This is a genomic window from Tannerella sp. (assembly GCF_052170195.1).
Taxonomy (GTDB): domain Bacteria; phylum Bacteroidota; class Bacteroidia; order Bacteroidales; family Tannerellaceae; genus Tannerella.
In genome coordinates this window covers 27,687-42,609 of sequence record NZ_JBQNAZ010000009.1, presented here as the reverse complement: position 1 = coordinate 42,609, position 14,923 = coordinate 27,687, and the positions used below count along the sequence as shown (strand labels likewise).

General features: G+C 44.6%; 9 protein-coding genes. 4 read left to right on the top strand and 5 right to left on the bottom strand.

Translation table 11 applies throughout. The features are described 5' to 3' along the window. From ACTTKA_RS04230 to ACTTKA_RS04210, 5 genes are all read right to left on the bottom strand, one after another. Nucleotides 1–252, bottom strand: coding sequence for a LysO family transporter (locus ACTTKA_RS04230; RefSeq protein ID WP_442724096.1), 252 nt, complete (start codon nucleotides 250–252; stop codon nucleotides 1–3). Between the two features lie 37 nt (nucleotides 253–289). Next, nucleotides 290–3,424 (bottom strand): glycoside hydrolase family 2 TIM barrel-domain containing protein, encoded by a 3,135-nt coding sequence (locus ACTTKA_RS04225; protein WP_442724095.1) that lies wholly within the window; start codon nucleotides 3,422–3,424, stop codon nucleotides 290–292. Between the two features lie 34 nt (nucleotides 3,425–3,458). Next, nucleotides 3,459–4,970, bottom strand: a complete 1,512-nt coding sequence (locus ACTTKA_RS04220; RefSeq protein ID WP_442724094.1) for a RagB/SusD family nutrient uptake outer membrane protein — start codon at nucleotides 4,968–4,970, stop codon at nucleotides 3,459–3,461. 23 nt (nucleotides 4,971–4,993) lie between these two features. Continuing rightward, nucleotides 4,994–8,104, bottom strand: coding sequence for a SusC/RagA family TonB-linked outer membrane protein (locus ACTTKA_RS04215; RefSeq protein ID WP_442724093.1), 3,111 nt, complete (start codon nucleotides 8,102–8,104; stop codon nucleotides 4,994–4,996). 315 nt (nucleotides 8,105–8,419) lie between these two features. After that, complete coding sequence (locus tag ACTTKA_RS04210; RefSeq protein WP_442724092.1) at nucleotides 8,420–10,072, bottom strand: tetratricopeptide repeat protein; 1,653 nt, start codon at nucleotides 10,070–10,072, stop codon at nucleotides 8,420–8,422. 381 nt (nucleotides 10,073–10,453) lie between these two features. Here ACTTKA_RS04210 and ACTTKA_RS04205 point away from each other — a divergent pair, with 381 nt between their 5' ends. The 4 genes from ACTTKA_RS04205 to ACTTKA_RS04190 all read left to right on the top strand — a co-directional run bounded on the left by ACTTKA_RS04205 (nucleotide 10,454) and on the right by ACTTKA_RS04190 (nucleotide 14,825). Next, on the top strand, nucleotides 10,454–11,659 hold the full coding sequence (locus ACTTKA_RS04205; protein ID WP_442724091.1) for a glycosyltransferase family 87 protein: 1,206 nt from the start codon (nucleotides 10,454–10,456) through the stop codon (nucleotides 11,657–11,659). Between the two features lie 32 nt (nucleotides 11,660–11,691). Then, nucleotides 11,692–12,471: a polysaccharide deacetylase family protein gene (locus ACTTKA_RS04200; RefSeq protein WP_442724090.1), complete on the top strand. Its 780-nt coding sequence runs from the start codon at nucleotides 11,692–11,694 to the stop codon at nucleotides 12,469–12,471. 122 nt (nucleotides 12,472–12,593) lie between these two features. Further along, nucleotides 12,594–12,953 carry a BlaI/MecI/CopY family transcriptional regulator gene (locus ACTTKA_RS04195; RefSeq protein ID WP_014223794.1) on the top strand — a complete coding sequence of 120 codons (360 nt, stop codon included), beginning with the start codon at nucleotides 12,594–12,596 and terminating at the stop codon, nucleotides 12,951–12,953. A gap of 6 nt (nucleotides 12,954–12,959) precedes the next feature. Then, nucleotides 12,960–14,825 (top strand): TonB family protein, encoded by a 1,866-nt coding sequence (locus ACTTKA_RS04190; protein ID WP_442724089.1) that lies wholly within the window; start codon nucleotides 12,960–12,962, stop codon nucleotides 14,823–14,825. The last annotated feature ends 98 nt before the right edge of the window (nucleotides 14,826–14,923 follow it).

The following is a 14,923-nucleotide window of genomic DNA, read 5'->3' as shown; positions in this document are numbered from 1 at the left end:
CTATGATTTATTTTTGAAGAAATTCCGATATACGATCCAAGCTCCCCAAACACTACCCAATGTACCGGCAAAAGCCAGCCATAAGGCTTGCCCTCCCAATGCAGGTAGATTACAAATTATCTCACGATTATTTCCTACTGAAATTCCGAGAGAAAAAAGCAACAAGTAGACAGTCCAACCCATCAGACCACTGAACCACCTAATTATCAACTTCTTTCGAAACAGATACCCCAAAGCGATTCCGGTAAACATAAGCCCTATTACAACAAACATATAATTTTACACTATTCTATCTCAGCAATTTGGTTTTTGATATTAATTCATCCTGTTCCCGTATCGGCACAATCAGAAAGCCGTAATTTTGTTTCACCGGGGTAATCGTATATTCCGGATGCGTGTGCGCTCCCCACGTCGTATCACCTCCAACTCCCATTTGCCGGCTGTCAATATTAATCCATACCATGGGTTGCTTTTGAATGCTTCCGCCATGCACACGCTTGGTCCCAGAGGGGATATATTTCAGCGCTTTCATCGGAAAATTCCATGCACTGACACTGAGAGGTTCGTCGGTTGTGCGGATTAACAGTCCCACGCCCTTATCGTTCTGGAGAGCCGCCCAACGTACATCCGTCTTATTAGCGGTCTCCTGAGCTCGTACATACGGATGATATTGTTCCCAAACCGATGCACTGTACAAGTCGACCAAAGCGCTGTTTTTGCGATCCCAATAATTTTCATGAGGTCCTCGGCCAAACCAGGTCATGTTTTCAAACTCTTCTTTAAGGATCATATACATTCCCAGACGAGGCATCTCCGGAAGAGGATACTCGCCCGGTTCAAATACAAAGTTCACCTTAATAACTCCATCTGCATAAACAGTATATGTCACACGACATATAAACATTTGTTCCGGCATCGCATAAGAAACAGACACCATAGCCTTCTGACGATCAAACGAAAGCGTATACTCAAAATCCTGCAGTATCAGTCGCTCTCCGGCTTCATTCCAGATTGCGCAACGTTCTCCGGTTTTATTGGCAACATCGTTGTCCGTCATCGGACGCCAGAAGTTCGGACGCAACCCTTCGATCAGAAATTCCTTGTCTCCGGTAACATAACTGACCAGCTCGCCATTTGTCTTAGAGAAAGACAATGAAATACCAGCCATCTGAAAGACCACCTTTTCATCCAAATCTTGACATGTCAACACCCCTTGGACTGGAGTCTCTTCCGATATCCTCGTTCCCGGTAATAGCCATTGGGCGGCAGAAACCGTATGTCTCGCAGGAATCAGTGGAGTAGCAGTTCGTGTATAAGCTGTCAGATGAAGGAAGTATTCAGTGTTGGGTTCCTTGTGGAATGATGGTAACGGCAGTTTCACGTTCATACTCTGATGCGGTTTGATGGAAGGGACGTTGAGCACTCCTTCGTACAATATGCGACCATCCGCTTTAATCTCCCATTTATAATCATAGATATCTGCGTCGATAAAATCGTGGCGATTGGTGATCCGGATAAGATCGGACGAGAAAGGCACACTCTCAAAATGGATATAGCGATACACATGTTTTACTTCCCAGATATGAGGATGCAAACTGCGATCAGCTGCAACAAGTCCGTTGGCACAAAAGTTCGAATCGTTCACAATACCCACAAACCCCATATCTCCACCATAAGCCCAGATGTCACGACCATCATCGTCTTTCCGTGCAAAAGTCTGATCTACCCAATCCCAAATAAAGCCTCCCTGCAAATTATCATATTTATAAATTAAATCCCAATAATCTTGCAAGTTTCCCACGCTATTACCCATCGCATGGGCATATTCACATAAAATGAAAGGACGTTTTTGCCGTTCGTTTACCCATTGGCGCAAAGCCCAAATACGGGCATACATAGGACAATAAATATCGGACAAACCCGCCATGTGTCCTCCTTCGTACTGAACGGGACGACTCGGATCGCGTCGTTTAGCTTCATGATACAGATTTTCAAAATGCTTCCCATATCCCGATTCATTACCCAAACTCCAGGTAATGACAGATGTAAAGTTTTTGTCACGCTCCATCATACGCATCATGCGCTCCCGAAAAGGAATGTCCCAATTCTCCCAATCGGCCAGCGTCTGAACCGAGGGATGATCGGACATACCGTGCGATTCGATATTGGCTTCGTCAACCAGATAAATGCCATATTTATCGCATAACTCATACCATTGAGGATAATTAGGATAATGCGAACATCGTACCGCATTGATATTAAACAATTTCATCAAACGAATATCTTCCTCCATGCTTTCGACGGTGATTGTACGCCCCGTATACATGTTATGCTCGTGCCGATTCACGCCTTTGATAAGTATAGGTACGCCATTCAGCAACAACATGCCGTTTTTTATCTCAACAGTGCGAAAACCAAAACGATGTGCAAACGATTCCGTCACTCTTCCTTTCCGATCCAACGTTGAAACCGTGACGGTATATAAATCTGGCGTTTCGGCAGTCCAAGGTTTCACTTGTTGAAATATTTTCCGGAAAGAAAGAAGAGTATCCGATTGATTTCTTGCTTTCAAGCGAGAAGAAGCGATCATTTGTTTATTGTCGTCAAACACATTCAACTGTATTTCCGTACCACGAACCTCCCTCCGGTTGTCCAGCAACACATCGATTTCGAAGTTCCCATCGACATAACGATTCGTTAGTGACGCCTTCACTTCAAAGTCTTTGACCCGTACCGCGGGACGTGCAATCAACATAACATCGCGTTCGATTCCACTGTAACGCCAATAGTCTTGTGCCTCAAGGTAAGAACCATCACTATACCGATAAACCTCTACCGCAAGACTATTCAATCCGGGCTTCAGGTACTGATTGATCAAAAACTCAGCAGACAGACGACTATCCTCACTATAACCGACAAATTGACCATTCACCCAGCAATAAAAGGCTGATTCGACCCCACCGAAATGAAGTAGAATATCGGATCCATCAAAAGACTCCGGTATCCGAAAGCTTGTTTTATACGATCCGACAGGATTATATTCTTTGGGAACATGAGGCGGGTTGGGAGGAAAAGGATAACGCGTATCGGTATAGATCGGCACATCGAACCCCTGCAACTCCCAACTCCCCGGAACTTGTATATCAGCCCAATCCGCCACATCGTAATGATCTTCATAAAAAAAGACAGGACGAGAAGCCGGATTTTTCGAGTAATGGAATTTCCAGGTCCCATTCAATAAATATGTTCGCAGTTGGGAGCTGTCTTGAAGCAAAGCTCCCTCTTCCGATGCATAAGGAACGAAATGGGCATGCATAGTCTCCCGATTCAACTGATTCACAATCTGATTCTCCCACTCTTTGGATTGTTGGGCAAACAAGGTCGCAGGGAGCCACAGGAAAAAAATCACAATACTCTTCTTCATGATGCGGATATATTACTCAAAAAAACACTCTCAATCAATCTATTGCATTATTCGAATTGATTTCCTGAATCGGAATCGGATAAAAATTATGTTTGGACGGATCAAAGTTCGAGCGTCCTGCCGCATGCAATACTTCTTTCGTCTTTCCCCAACGACGAAGATCATAGAAACGCATATTCTCCAAAGGAAATTCCAGCATACGTTCATGTTCAATCTGTGCGCGCACAGCGTCACGAGTGGTCCCCTTCATCGCAGGCATACCTGCACGCTTACGCACTTCATTAACAAGAGGGATCGCTTCAGAGGTACGGCCAAGCTCATTCAAAGCTTCCGCCTTCATAAGCAAAACATTCGCATAACGCATCAAAACAATATTCGGAGCAAAATATGCAGCACTCAAACCGGCTGCATCCGCCGGCATATATTTACGGAAGACCGGTTTATCAGCACCTTGAAACCATTCGTCATAAGTCTTGTCATACACGCGTTTTGCAACAGTATCATTGAAATATTCATCCTTAAAAAAGAGCGTTTCATACAAACGACCGTCATAACGACCGTCTGTCGCCGTCTTACCCTCTTTTTGATAAGCTTGTATCAGCAGATCCGTCGGGAGTACTTCATCCCACCCCTGCAATTCGGAACAGCCGATAAATCGATGAAGCTGGGTGCGGTAACGCGCTCCATTGGCCGTACTTAATGTAAGCTGTATCTCAAAAATACTCTCTTTCGAATTTTTATTTGTGCCATCGAATAAAGTACGCAACTCTTTCACCAACTCGTATCCCGTCACCCGGTTCAATGCCTCGACAGCTGCATTTAATGACGCATCTTTCCGGCCTGTTTCTTCGTATGCTCTTGTCAGGTGTGCCCATCCGAGATAAGCGTAAGCTGCTCCCAGAGTAGCTCGTCCAACTGTTTCGGAAGTTCGGTTGGCCGGTAATGCTGTTGCTTTTTTGAAATTATCGATAATAAAATCCCATGCTTCGGCACGAGTAGATAACGGTTTATCCAGCTCGGCCACCGAAGAAATATATTTGTCTCGAATAACGATCTGTTCCCAGTTCAATAATAATTTCATATGATAATACCCCCGTAGGAAATAAGCCTCGTTCTGTATCATTGCACGATCGGCCTCCGTTATTTTATCAGCCGGTATATGGGGTAGATTTTCAATGACCTGATTACAATAATTAATACCATAGTAATTATCCCGCCAATAAGCAGAGAATTGAGAATTGCCGTTCGTGTAATTAAAATTTGCCAATTCGATCCAATTCGGATAATTATATGCATCCGATCCCGGCTTGATAATATCTTCGCGATAAGCTTCTACGGGAAAAAAAACCTCAGGAAATTCCCAAGCATCGGAAGAAGCTTCCAACTTCGAATATGCAGCGGCTAATCCGGCTTCCGCATCCGATTTATTTCGCCAGAACGACTCGGAGGTCAACTCGTCGGGGGAACTGACTGTCAAAAAATCATCACAGCCCGTAAGGATACCGGACAATAAAAGAACAAACGTTATATATCTAATTTGTATCATGATTATGATGTATTAAGGAGTTATTAAAATGAAAGTTGCAATCCCACAATATATGATCGCGTGAATGGATAGATATGTGTATCCACTCCGGCATTCAAGACATCCGATGTCGGATTGGCAGCGCTCTTACGTGAAAATTCGGGATCGATTCCCGTATAAGGGGTAATTGTAAAGAGATTTTCTACACTGGTATAGAGGCGCAGATTTTCCACTCGTAGTTTATGCAATACGGATGGCGAGAACGTATATCCAAGTTGTAGTTGGCGCATGCGAATGTAATTGCCTGTTTCAAGAAAACGGTCTGATTCACGCGCATTCCCGTTCATATCCTGCAATATCGCACGAGGAATATCCGTTCGATTATTCTCAGGAGTCCAGGCATTCAGTGTTGTTTCCAGGAAATTAGAGCCGGAGCTCATACCTTCGTAAAAATAACGATTCGCATTGTATAATTTACCGCCCCAGCCTCCGCCAAGCAAGAAGGAACAGTCCCATCCTTTATAGTCAACGCCGAATGTTAGATTTGCTTCGACTTTAGGAATAGCAGCCCCACAAAATTCTTTGTCTTCTTCATTGATCACGCCATCTCCATTTATATCGGCAAAACGGATATCTCCCCCCTTCGCATTCGGCTGCAAGCGTTCTCCCTTATCGTTTTTATAGGATTCTGCCTCGGTATCACTTTGGAATATACCTTCGGTACGATATAAGTAGAACCCTGCAATCGGATACCCCGCTCTCGTTTGTGTCGGAAAATGTTCCGTTCCCCATTTCAGCCCATCACCGTAAAGAGCTTGCTTCGGGTCTGACAACTCAACAACTTTATTGGCTGTAGTCGTTAAATTGAAACTTGTATGATATTGAAGAGCCCCGACTTTATCCTGCCAACTCATCTCCAGCTCAATACCGGCATTGCGTATCTTCCCGACATTCATGACGGGATCAAATAATCCAACCGAAGGAGCAAGTTTTTTAGTAATCAGCATATCTTCCGTCCGATTGTAATAATAATTTGCTGATCCGGACAATTTTCCGTTAAACAACCCGAAGTCAAATCCTATATTTTTCGTATCTGTCGTTTCCCACTGCAGGTTACGGTTAGCCAATCCTCTCGCTGTACTGCCCGGCCAAGGTGTCGAACCTGAACCCTGTACATAACCTCCATATAAATTATTATAGGTAGAGATCAATGCCTGAAAATCGTAATACCCTAAAGCTTGCTCATTCCCAAGCCGTCCCCAACTGGCACGTAATTTAAGATTACTAAACACGCCGTCCTTCGGGAAAAAGTGCTCTTCAGAAATACGCCATCCCAATGCAACCGAAGGAAAAAATCCCCAACGGCTGTCACGACCAAATTTGGAAGAACCATCCTGACGGAATGTCAGCTGTAACATATACTTACCGGCATAAGCATAGTTCAGTCGTCCGAAAAAAGACACCCTGCGATATGCATAGAGGGAACCTTCACCTGTATATGTGCCCCCTTTTCCGGCGTTAATGGTCCCGAAATAAGGATCAAGAAATCCGCCCGGTTTCTCATGAGTGACAAGTTTTCCGTCCTTCACTTCATGTACCAGCGTCTTACCTTCTACCGAGACGCTATTCCAAGTATAATCCTGCAAAGTAACAGAATTTCCGGCCATCGCATTGACCGAATGATCGCCGAATGCCTTATTCAATGTTAGGATATGATCGATTACCTGTTCTTGCCAATAGGAAGAAGATTCGGTATGTAGGGGATATTCTGTCGGTGATTTGACATCTGCGACATACGGAGGCGTATGATAGTTATACCGTTGATGATCTCCACGATAAGAATAAGCAGAACGAAAATTGAGCCACTCCGTAAAGTGGGCTGTGACCGAAGCATTTGCCGTTATATGATACCTGTTCGTGACGGCTTTCCGAAAATGATGATCAGCCAGAACATTCCGATTACTCGGTAGTCCATTCCTGTTTGTCAGTCCATATCCATAACGTTCTGATTCATCATAAACAGGCACTAAGGGTGAAATCATGTAGGCCTCTTTCAATGAATATTGCGGCTGTAAACTCCGGGTTGCACGAAGACCGATGTTGGCTTCAAATTCGAAAATGTTTTTCCGTCCCGACAGTTTCATTCGTGCATTTTCCTGTTTGAACCGATTACCTAATAATACCCCTTTATCATCGGCATGGCTGAAGGAAACAGCATAACGAGCCTGTTCACTTCCTCCGCGCAGACCAACCATGTAATGTTGTGAGAGACCGGTACGAAACAGCTCATCCTGCCAGTTCGTATCCGAATTACCGGGATTCGTTATATACTCTGGCAATTCAATAGCTTTGCCGGGAAACTGCTGATTGTAATTCTCATACATCTGCCTGTGTACCTGCACATATCCCTTGGCATCAAGCATCGACAACCGATTGGCGACATGCACCATACTAAGCCATGTATTAAAATCGACTTTCAACTCTCCTTTTTTCCCATTCTTGGTCGTTACGAGAATCACTCCATTAGCAGCCGTAGAACCGTAGATAGCGGCAGCAGCACCGTCTTTAAGCACCTCCATTGAAGCAATATCCTGCGGATTGATATTATTGATATTCCCGGGAAAACCATCGATAATATACAGAGGTTCATTATCTCCGAAAGATTTTACCCCACGAATTTTAACCGATACTCCGGCGCCCGCATTTCCTCCCGACTTACGAATATTCACACCCGAGATTTTGCCCTGCAACGCCTCTGCCGGATTTGTTGTTGCACGGCCGGCCAGTTCCTCCACATTCACCGAAGAAATTGCACCCGTAAGATCACTCTTTTTCATTGTTCCATAACCGACAACAACAACCTCTTCCAAAACCTCGGTATCTTCTTTTAGCCGAACAACGATATTGGACTGTCCATCGCAGGTTATCTCCTGTGTAGCAAAGCCAATATACGAAAAAATAAGCACATCGCCCTGTGAAGCCCTAATCTCAAATTGTCCATTCAAATCTGTTATCACTCCTTCAGTGCTTCCTTTCTTGACCACATTTACACCGATAGCCGGCACATCATGATCATCATACACCACTCCTTTAATTAAGACTTGCTGTGCTATACTCCACGAAGGTAAGAGGAGAAAACACAGTCCTACAAACATTGTTTTAAAATTTAAACCGATACCTAATCGATTCTGACTTTGCGTTAATATCATAGTATTTCAAATTAAAATTTTTGACAAGATTAGATATTTAAGGTTCATTTGTCAAGTTTTTTCAATCCTATTTTATATCTACAAACCCTATTAAAAGGAACTATTTATATCTACAAAAGAAAAAATAAAACATTCTTTATTAGATATATAATCATTACAACGCATACTACATTATGATCTTTTGTATAGATTCAAAAAACATCTATCTACACTTAAAAACATACCCAAATTGGTAATCAATTTTTACAGACGAGAGATCATCTATATCTGCTTCATATACTCTGTGAGGCTGTCATCCGTTTCGAGATTCAAGTGTTTTCGTAACCGATAACGCGCCATATTGACTGTTTTAGGGGTCGAATGAATGATGGAGGCTATTTCTTTCGTCGACAATCCGACACGCAGCAAAGAAGATAAACGTTTCTCATTTCCGGAGAGATTAGGATGAAGCTGTGAGAGGCGTTCGATAAACTGCCGGTTTATTTCGTCAATTAAAACTCCCGTTTCCGTATCGCGAGTGCTGAATTGTGATATATAGGTATAAATATTGCGTAAATGACGTTCACTTTCGGCAGGCGAAAGCTTATATCCCGCTCTTATTTTTTCCTGTATCTGTGCCAATAAATCATTCCGGCTACGAATAAAAAAAGCAAGATTGGTCAACTCTTTCCGGCGGTGTTCAAGTTCTTGCTGTACAACCTGTGCCTCACCCTCTGACTGTTTCAACTTCAGCGCCATAAGTTCTTTTTCATGATTCTCAAGTTGCCTGGATGCTTCGAGTAACACCAGTTTCTTCTTCTGCCGATAGTGATATACCGCATAAGAGAGTACGAGCATAAGAACAATTACAGCTAAGACAGCGATAGATATCCACAAACGGAGGAAGTCGATTTGAAACGCTTGCTCCTGCATAATCATTTGTTGCTCCTTATCATGGAGGTGTTTTTGTACGATATTCAATTCGATTTGTCTCATCTCATTCATCATCAACAAATCTTTTTCCGCCTCATAAAGTAACAATAAATAAGTATAAGCTTTTTTGTAATCTCGCTGAGCTTCGTAAACCCACGACCTATAACGATAGTTGTCTGCAATCAATTCTTTTGCATTGATCTTTGTGGCATGATTCATAGCCGTATCCAAAGCGGACAAAGCATGGTCGTAACTGTGTGCATAAAAATATTGCGTTCCGAGATTATTGTAATTTTCACTTAAAGCCCAAATCTTCCCTAATGAACGATTTATCGTAATCGCTTCGTTTAATAAGGCTACTTTTTCAACACTGTTTCCTTCATATAAACAAAGGTTATTCAGGTTGGCTGCAAGTGATGAGAGATTATTCATCTTGCGATTAATACTCAAAGCCGCCTTAAAATTTTCTTCGGCACGAACATTATCCGGTTTCTGGATATAAACTAAGCCTCGTGCATTGTAGCAGCGGGCTAAATGAAGCGAATCATTCTGTGCCCGGTAAATATCGGCAGCTTTGTCCACGTACATAAAAGCCTTATGCAAATCTTTCAGTTTCAGGTATGCTCCGGACAGGTGAAGAAATATGCAACCCTTCAAATGCAAACTATCTGGCGGACAAGCCTCCATCGCATGAGTCAATATTTCAAATCCGATATTAAAATCACCCTGATTCATATAGGCTTCACCCAATATGGCTTGCCCCATCGTCTTACAACCTATATTTCCTACCTTCTGCGCTTCAGTAATAGCCAGACTCGAATAATATATTGCCTTAGAAGGATCGGCATTTAACATCTCTTCAGCCTTATCAAGTAATTCCTGAATCTGACAGCGATGATTCCTGTCATGAGGAAAGACCGATAAACAGATCATCCAGCACAGAATCAATCCCATCGACTTACGGAAACTGCCTATCAGTCGATTTTTTACGAAAAACAGCATGTGTTTATGTCTTGAATTATGTTTTGAAAACATACTCCCCTGCAGGTTTTTAAGCAATGCAAATGTACTGTGTTTTTTTGATATCTCAAGATTCGTTTTTTGATCTCTTCCCCAACCTTCTTTTCCGATTTCCTCAGACAATCAAACAGCATAGTGACATATTCGATATATAATCGTTTTAGTCGGGAACATTTAAGAAAATATGTATCTGATAAACAGAAAAACATAAAAGCACTACTTTCCCTTTACCGGCAAGACAGACAAAGCATAATTTATGTAAAAACGACCGGTATCCATTCAAAAACGGCTATATTTGCCGCATCAGTCAACGGATATTCAAAAAGAACTATTTTCTGTCAAATAAGAAGAGAACAAGTACTCATGAATTGGAGAGAAAGCATCAAGAACGTATGTTGCCATCCTGTTTTCAACCGCTACACGACTGTTGGCGTTGTATGGGGCTTGGCAGTGCTGGCGGCGTGGTTGCTCAAACATCCCAACAATAATTTTATCATCTTCCGAAACGTATTTTGGCATGTATTAGAACAATTACCACTCTATGCCGAGTATCCGGAGATTTACCACGATGTCAATCATTATGGGCCGTCGTTCAGTTTCATTGTCGCGCCGTTTGCCGTCTTCCCAGCGAAATTCGGGTATCTGCTGTGGCTTGCCGCCATGAGCGCTTTGCTGTTTATGGCCATACGCTCACTCTCTTTCGAACGAAAAAAGATTCTGTTCATCATGTGGTTTTGTGCCAATGAATTATACACGGCCCTCAGTTTGGCACAGTTTAATATTGTTATTGGCGCCATGCTCATTCTTGTCTTCGTCTGTATAGAAAAAGAAAAGGATGTATGGGCCGCTCTATTGATCGTTATCGGCACATTTGTTAAGATTTACGGTATTGTGGGACTGGCGTTTTTCTTTTTCTCGCGCCACAAAACAAAATTTATCCTTTCCCTGATCGGATGGAGCATCGTGTTTTTTGCCTTACCCATGTTGTATTCTTCCCCCGAATACATCCTCAATCAATACGGCGAATGGTTACCGGACTTAATCGCCAAAAATGCCGTCAATCATTTCGCCCGCGCCCAAAATATCTCGTTGTTGGGCATTGTTCGGAAAATATCTGGCAATCCTGACTATTCCGACATGTGGCTGATCATCCCCGGACTGATTCTTTTCGCCCTGCCCTATCTGCGCATCAGGCAATATGCTTTTCCGGCCTTCCGACGGATGTTTTTAGTCTCCGTCATGCTGTTTGTCGTCCTGTTCAGTACCGGTAGCGAGTCGAGCAGTTACATTATCGCCTTGACAGGCGTAGCTGTTTGGTTTTGGGGAGTTCCATGGAAGCGTTCGAAAGGAGATGTCGCGTTGCTTATTTTTGCCTTTATCCTGACCAGCATGTCACCGTCCGACCTCTTTCCTGCGTTCCTCTACCGGCCTTACGTTCAGCCCTACGCGCTGAAAGCTTTGCCGTGCGTGCTGATTTGGTTCAAACTGATCTATGAGATGATGACCCGCGATTATGCCGCGAAAGACGAGCGAGTGTCTGAGTTCAGTCCTTCGGTCCACAAATCATGAGACATTCGAGATAACATGCCATTTTACTGAATATGATATTGCTTAGTTTTGACATCGAAGAATTTGACCTGCCGTTTGAATATGGGTTGTCATTGTCGTGGGAAGAACAGATCCGCATTTCGTCCGAAGGTTGCCGGAAGATATTGAGTTGTCTTTCCCGCCACAAGGTAAAAGCGACGTTTTTCTGCACCGCCCGATTTGCGGAGAATACCCCCGAACTGATCCGTGAGATCCGTGAGAGCGGGCACGAAGTCGCCTCGCATGGCTATGAGCACAGCGCCTTTGAAGAAGCGGACCTGAAACGTTCGAAAGATATTTTGGAAAAGCTCACCGGCCAACGTGTCGAAGGATTCCGCATGCCCCGCATGGCCGACGTCCCGGATGCCGCGCTTTTCGAGGCCGGATACCGCTACAACTCTTCCCTCAATCCCACCTACCTGCCCGGACGATACAACCATTGGCACGAACCGCGCACGTGGTTTCGGCAGAACGGGCTGCTCCAGCTGCCTGCCTCGACGACCCCCAACATACGTTTCCCGCTTTTCTGGCTGTCTTTTCATCACCTGCCCGGCGCCCTCTACCGACGACTGGCACTCCGGACATACAAGCACGACGGCTATCTGCTCACCTACTTTCATCCGTGGGAGTTCATGCCCATACAGCAAATCAAAGGACTACCGTATACGGTCACGCACAATGCCGGAAATAATGCCGAAGTACGTTTGGATAAGTTGATCGGTTTCTTCCGAAAACGAAACGTACCGTTCGGAACATTCCGCGAATTTATCGAAACATTACCCCCCACGTCATAACTTCTTCACGGGCGATACGAAAAAAATATCGGCCAACAACATCTTTTAACATCACTTTCGCACCAACACTACGAAATATTCGTATATTTGCGTTCGATTAGTAACATAAAACGATTGTAATCATGGAAAAATTAACACAACAAGAAGAAGAAGCCATGTTGATTGTATGGCAACAGGGGGAGGGCACGATTCGTAGCTATCACGAACAAAGCGGGAAGCCGCTCATGCCTTACACGACCTTTGCGTCCATCATTAAAAATCTGGATCGCAAGAAATATTTGAAGATGCGGCGTGTAGGAACGACGAACTTGTGTAAACCGCTGATTTCGGAGAAAGAATACAAACGTAAATTCATGTCGGGATTTATTCGCGATTATTTTCAGAACTCATACAAAGAAATGGTCTCGTTCTTCGCCCGCGAAGAGAAGATTTCGGCCGATGATTTGAAAGAGATTATCCGTATTATCGAAAAACAAAAATAGAAAACGATGGAAACATGGACTTATTTACTGAAGGTAAACGCGGCTATCACTGTGTTTTATATGGTATACAGATGGTGTTATCGGAATGACACGTTTTTTACCTTGCGACGGTATTTGCTTCAAGGCATCTTATTCTTGTCGGTCGTATATCCGTTTACCGACTTCTCGAAATGGTTTGTGCGTAGCCACACACTGACCGAAGCGGCGTTTACATATACGCAATATATGCCGGAACTGACGGTGACACCGTCGGTCGAAGCTCCCGCGACCTACTCATTGGGAGATTACGCGCTATGGCTGTATCTTGCGGTGACGGGATTTCTGTTGTTGCGGCTGATGGTTCGTCTGACGCAGCTCGTATGGTTACGGTGGCGCAGTCCACAGGTAGAGATGGAGGGCACACGCGTCAGCCGATTGCAGCGGCCGGCTACTCCTTTCTCGTTTTTCAACTGGATTTTTATACATCCCGAGATGCATCGGAAAGAAGAACTGAAAGAGATTCTGGCACACGAACAGATACATGTGCGTCAGCATCATTCGTTCGACATCTTGCTGGCCGAGCTGTCCTGTGCCGTCTGCTGGTTTAATCCGATGGCATGGATGCTCAAGAAAGAAATTCACAGCAACCTCGAATTTCTCGTCGACCATCGCGTGGTGAAGGACGGAGCCGACGCTCGCAGCTACCAATATCATTTATTGCGCATGGCGCATCAGCCCGTGCAGACCGCGCTCGCCAATCAATTCAACACCTCGCCGCTGAAAAAGCGCATCCGGATGCTTAACGCCAAGCAATCGCCCAAAGTGAAGCTGGTGGCCTACACCTTAGTGCTACCCTTGGCATTGTTGCTGCTCGTAGCCAATAACGCGGGCGCGATGACCGAGCGTATGTCCGGGTTGCTCGACGCTTCTCTGCCCATGTTGCAGGGACATACGGAAAACCTGTCCGACACGAAGAAAGAAGACACCCTCGTCGTATCGGGTACCATAGTCGACGGGCAGGGAGCGCTGCAAGGCGTGAGCATCCTCATCAGCGGAACATACAGCGGCACGATCAGCGACGAGAACGGACGATTTCAGATTCGCATGCAGGCCGGAGACACGTTGAACTTCTCATATATCGGAATGGCGCCGATGCATCTTGTACCGAAGGCTTCGGGCGATGTCGGGAAAATCGAAATGAAACGTAAGAAAGAAAACCTCGATGAGATCGTCGTTGTAGGATATACCTCCTCCGAGAAAACCACGCGAAACGACCGCAAGCCATCGACCGGATCCGAAGGAGAACCGATCTTTACCGTTGTGGAAGAGATGCCTCAGTTTCCCGGCGGACAAGCCGCTTTGATGCAATATATCGCCCGGAATATCAAATATCCGGTGATCGCGCAGGAAAATGGCATTCAAGGGCGTGTAGTTTGTCAGTTCATCATCGATGAACGCGGAAACACGGCCGACGTACAGGTGGTTCAGGGCGTCGATCCGTTGTTAGACAAAGAAGCGGTTCGCCTCATCGAGGAGATGCCCCGATGGAAGCCCGGAAAACAGCGCGGCAAACCCGTATCGGTCGAATATACTGTACCGGTTAACTTCCGCTTAACCAAAGGATCCGTATGCTCCATACAGAAAGACACGGCGCGGCAGACACAAAGCAGGCAGGCTCCTATCAGGTACTATCTGAACGGCAAAGAAATCTCTTCCGAACGGATGAAAAGCATCCCTCCCGCAGAGATTGAAAACATATACGTACTGAACACGGAGAAGCGGCAGATGGAACATAAGGATAAAACTGCTTCGAAAGTTATTATCATCACGACCTTGGACGCGGCAGCCGACGAACGCGCCCGAAACGAAGAAATTAAGAAGAAGTTTAATTAGTTCTCAGATTACTAAGCGATCGATTTCAGAAGGGTGTGCCGAAAAAACGTTTCGGGCACACCCTTTCGATATGTAGAAGAAATATAGAAAAACAACGC

What these genes read in the sequence shown, in the direction of transcription:
- ACTTKA_RS04230 (WP_442724096.1), bottom strand. Translation starts at nt 252, where the DNA reads ATGTTTACCGGAATCGCTTTGGGGTATCTGTTTCGAAAGAAGTTGATA.
- ACTTKA_RS04195 (WP_014223794.1), top strand. Translation starts at nt 12,594, where the DNA reads ATGGAAAAATTAACACAACAAGAAGAAGAAGCCATGTTGATTGTATGG.
- ACTTKA_RS04190 (WP_442724089.1), top strand. Translation starts at nt 12,960, where the DNA reads ATGGAAACATGGACTTATTTACTGAAGGTAAACGCGGCTATCACTGTG.
- ACTTKA_RS04225 (WP_442724095.1), bottom strand. Translation starts at nt 3,424, where the DNA reads ATGAAGAAGAGTATTGTGATTTTTTTCCTGTGGCTCCCTGCGACCTTG.
- ACTTKA_RS04205 (WP_442724091.1), top strand. Translation starts at nt 10,454, where the DNA reads ATGAATTGGAGAGAAAGCATCAAGAACGTATGTTGCCATCCTGTTTTC.
- ACTTKA_RS04215 (WP_442724093.1), bottom strand. Translation starts at nt 8,104, where the DNA reads ATGTTTGTAGGACTGTGTTTTCTCCTCTTACCTTCGTGGAGTATAGCA.
- ACTTKA_RS04220 (WP_442724094.1), bottom strand. Translation starts at nt 4,970, where the DNA reads ATGATACAAATTAGATATATAACGTTTGTTCTTTTATTGTCCGGTATC.
- ACTTKA_RS04200 (WP_442724090.1), top strand. Translation starts at nt 11,692, where the DNA reads ATGATATTGCTTAGTTTTGACATCGAAGAATTTGACCTGCCGTTTGAA.
- ACTTKA_RS04210 (WP_442724092.1), bottom strand. Translation starts at nt 10,072, where the DNA reads ATGCTGTTTTTCGTAAAAAATCGACTGATAGGCAGTTTCCGTAAGTCG.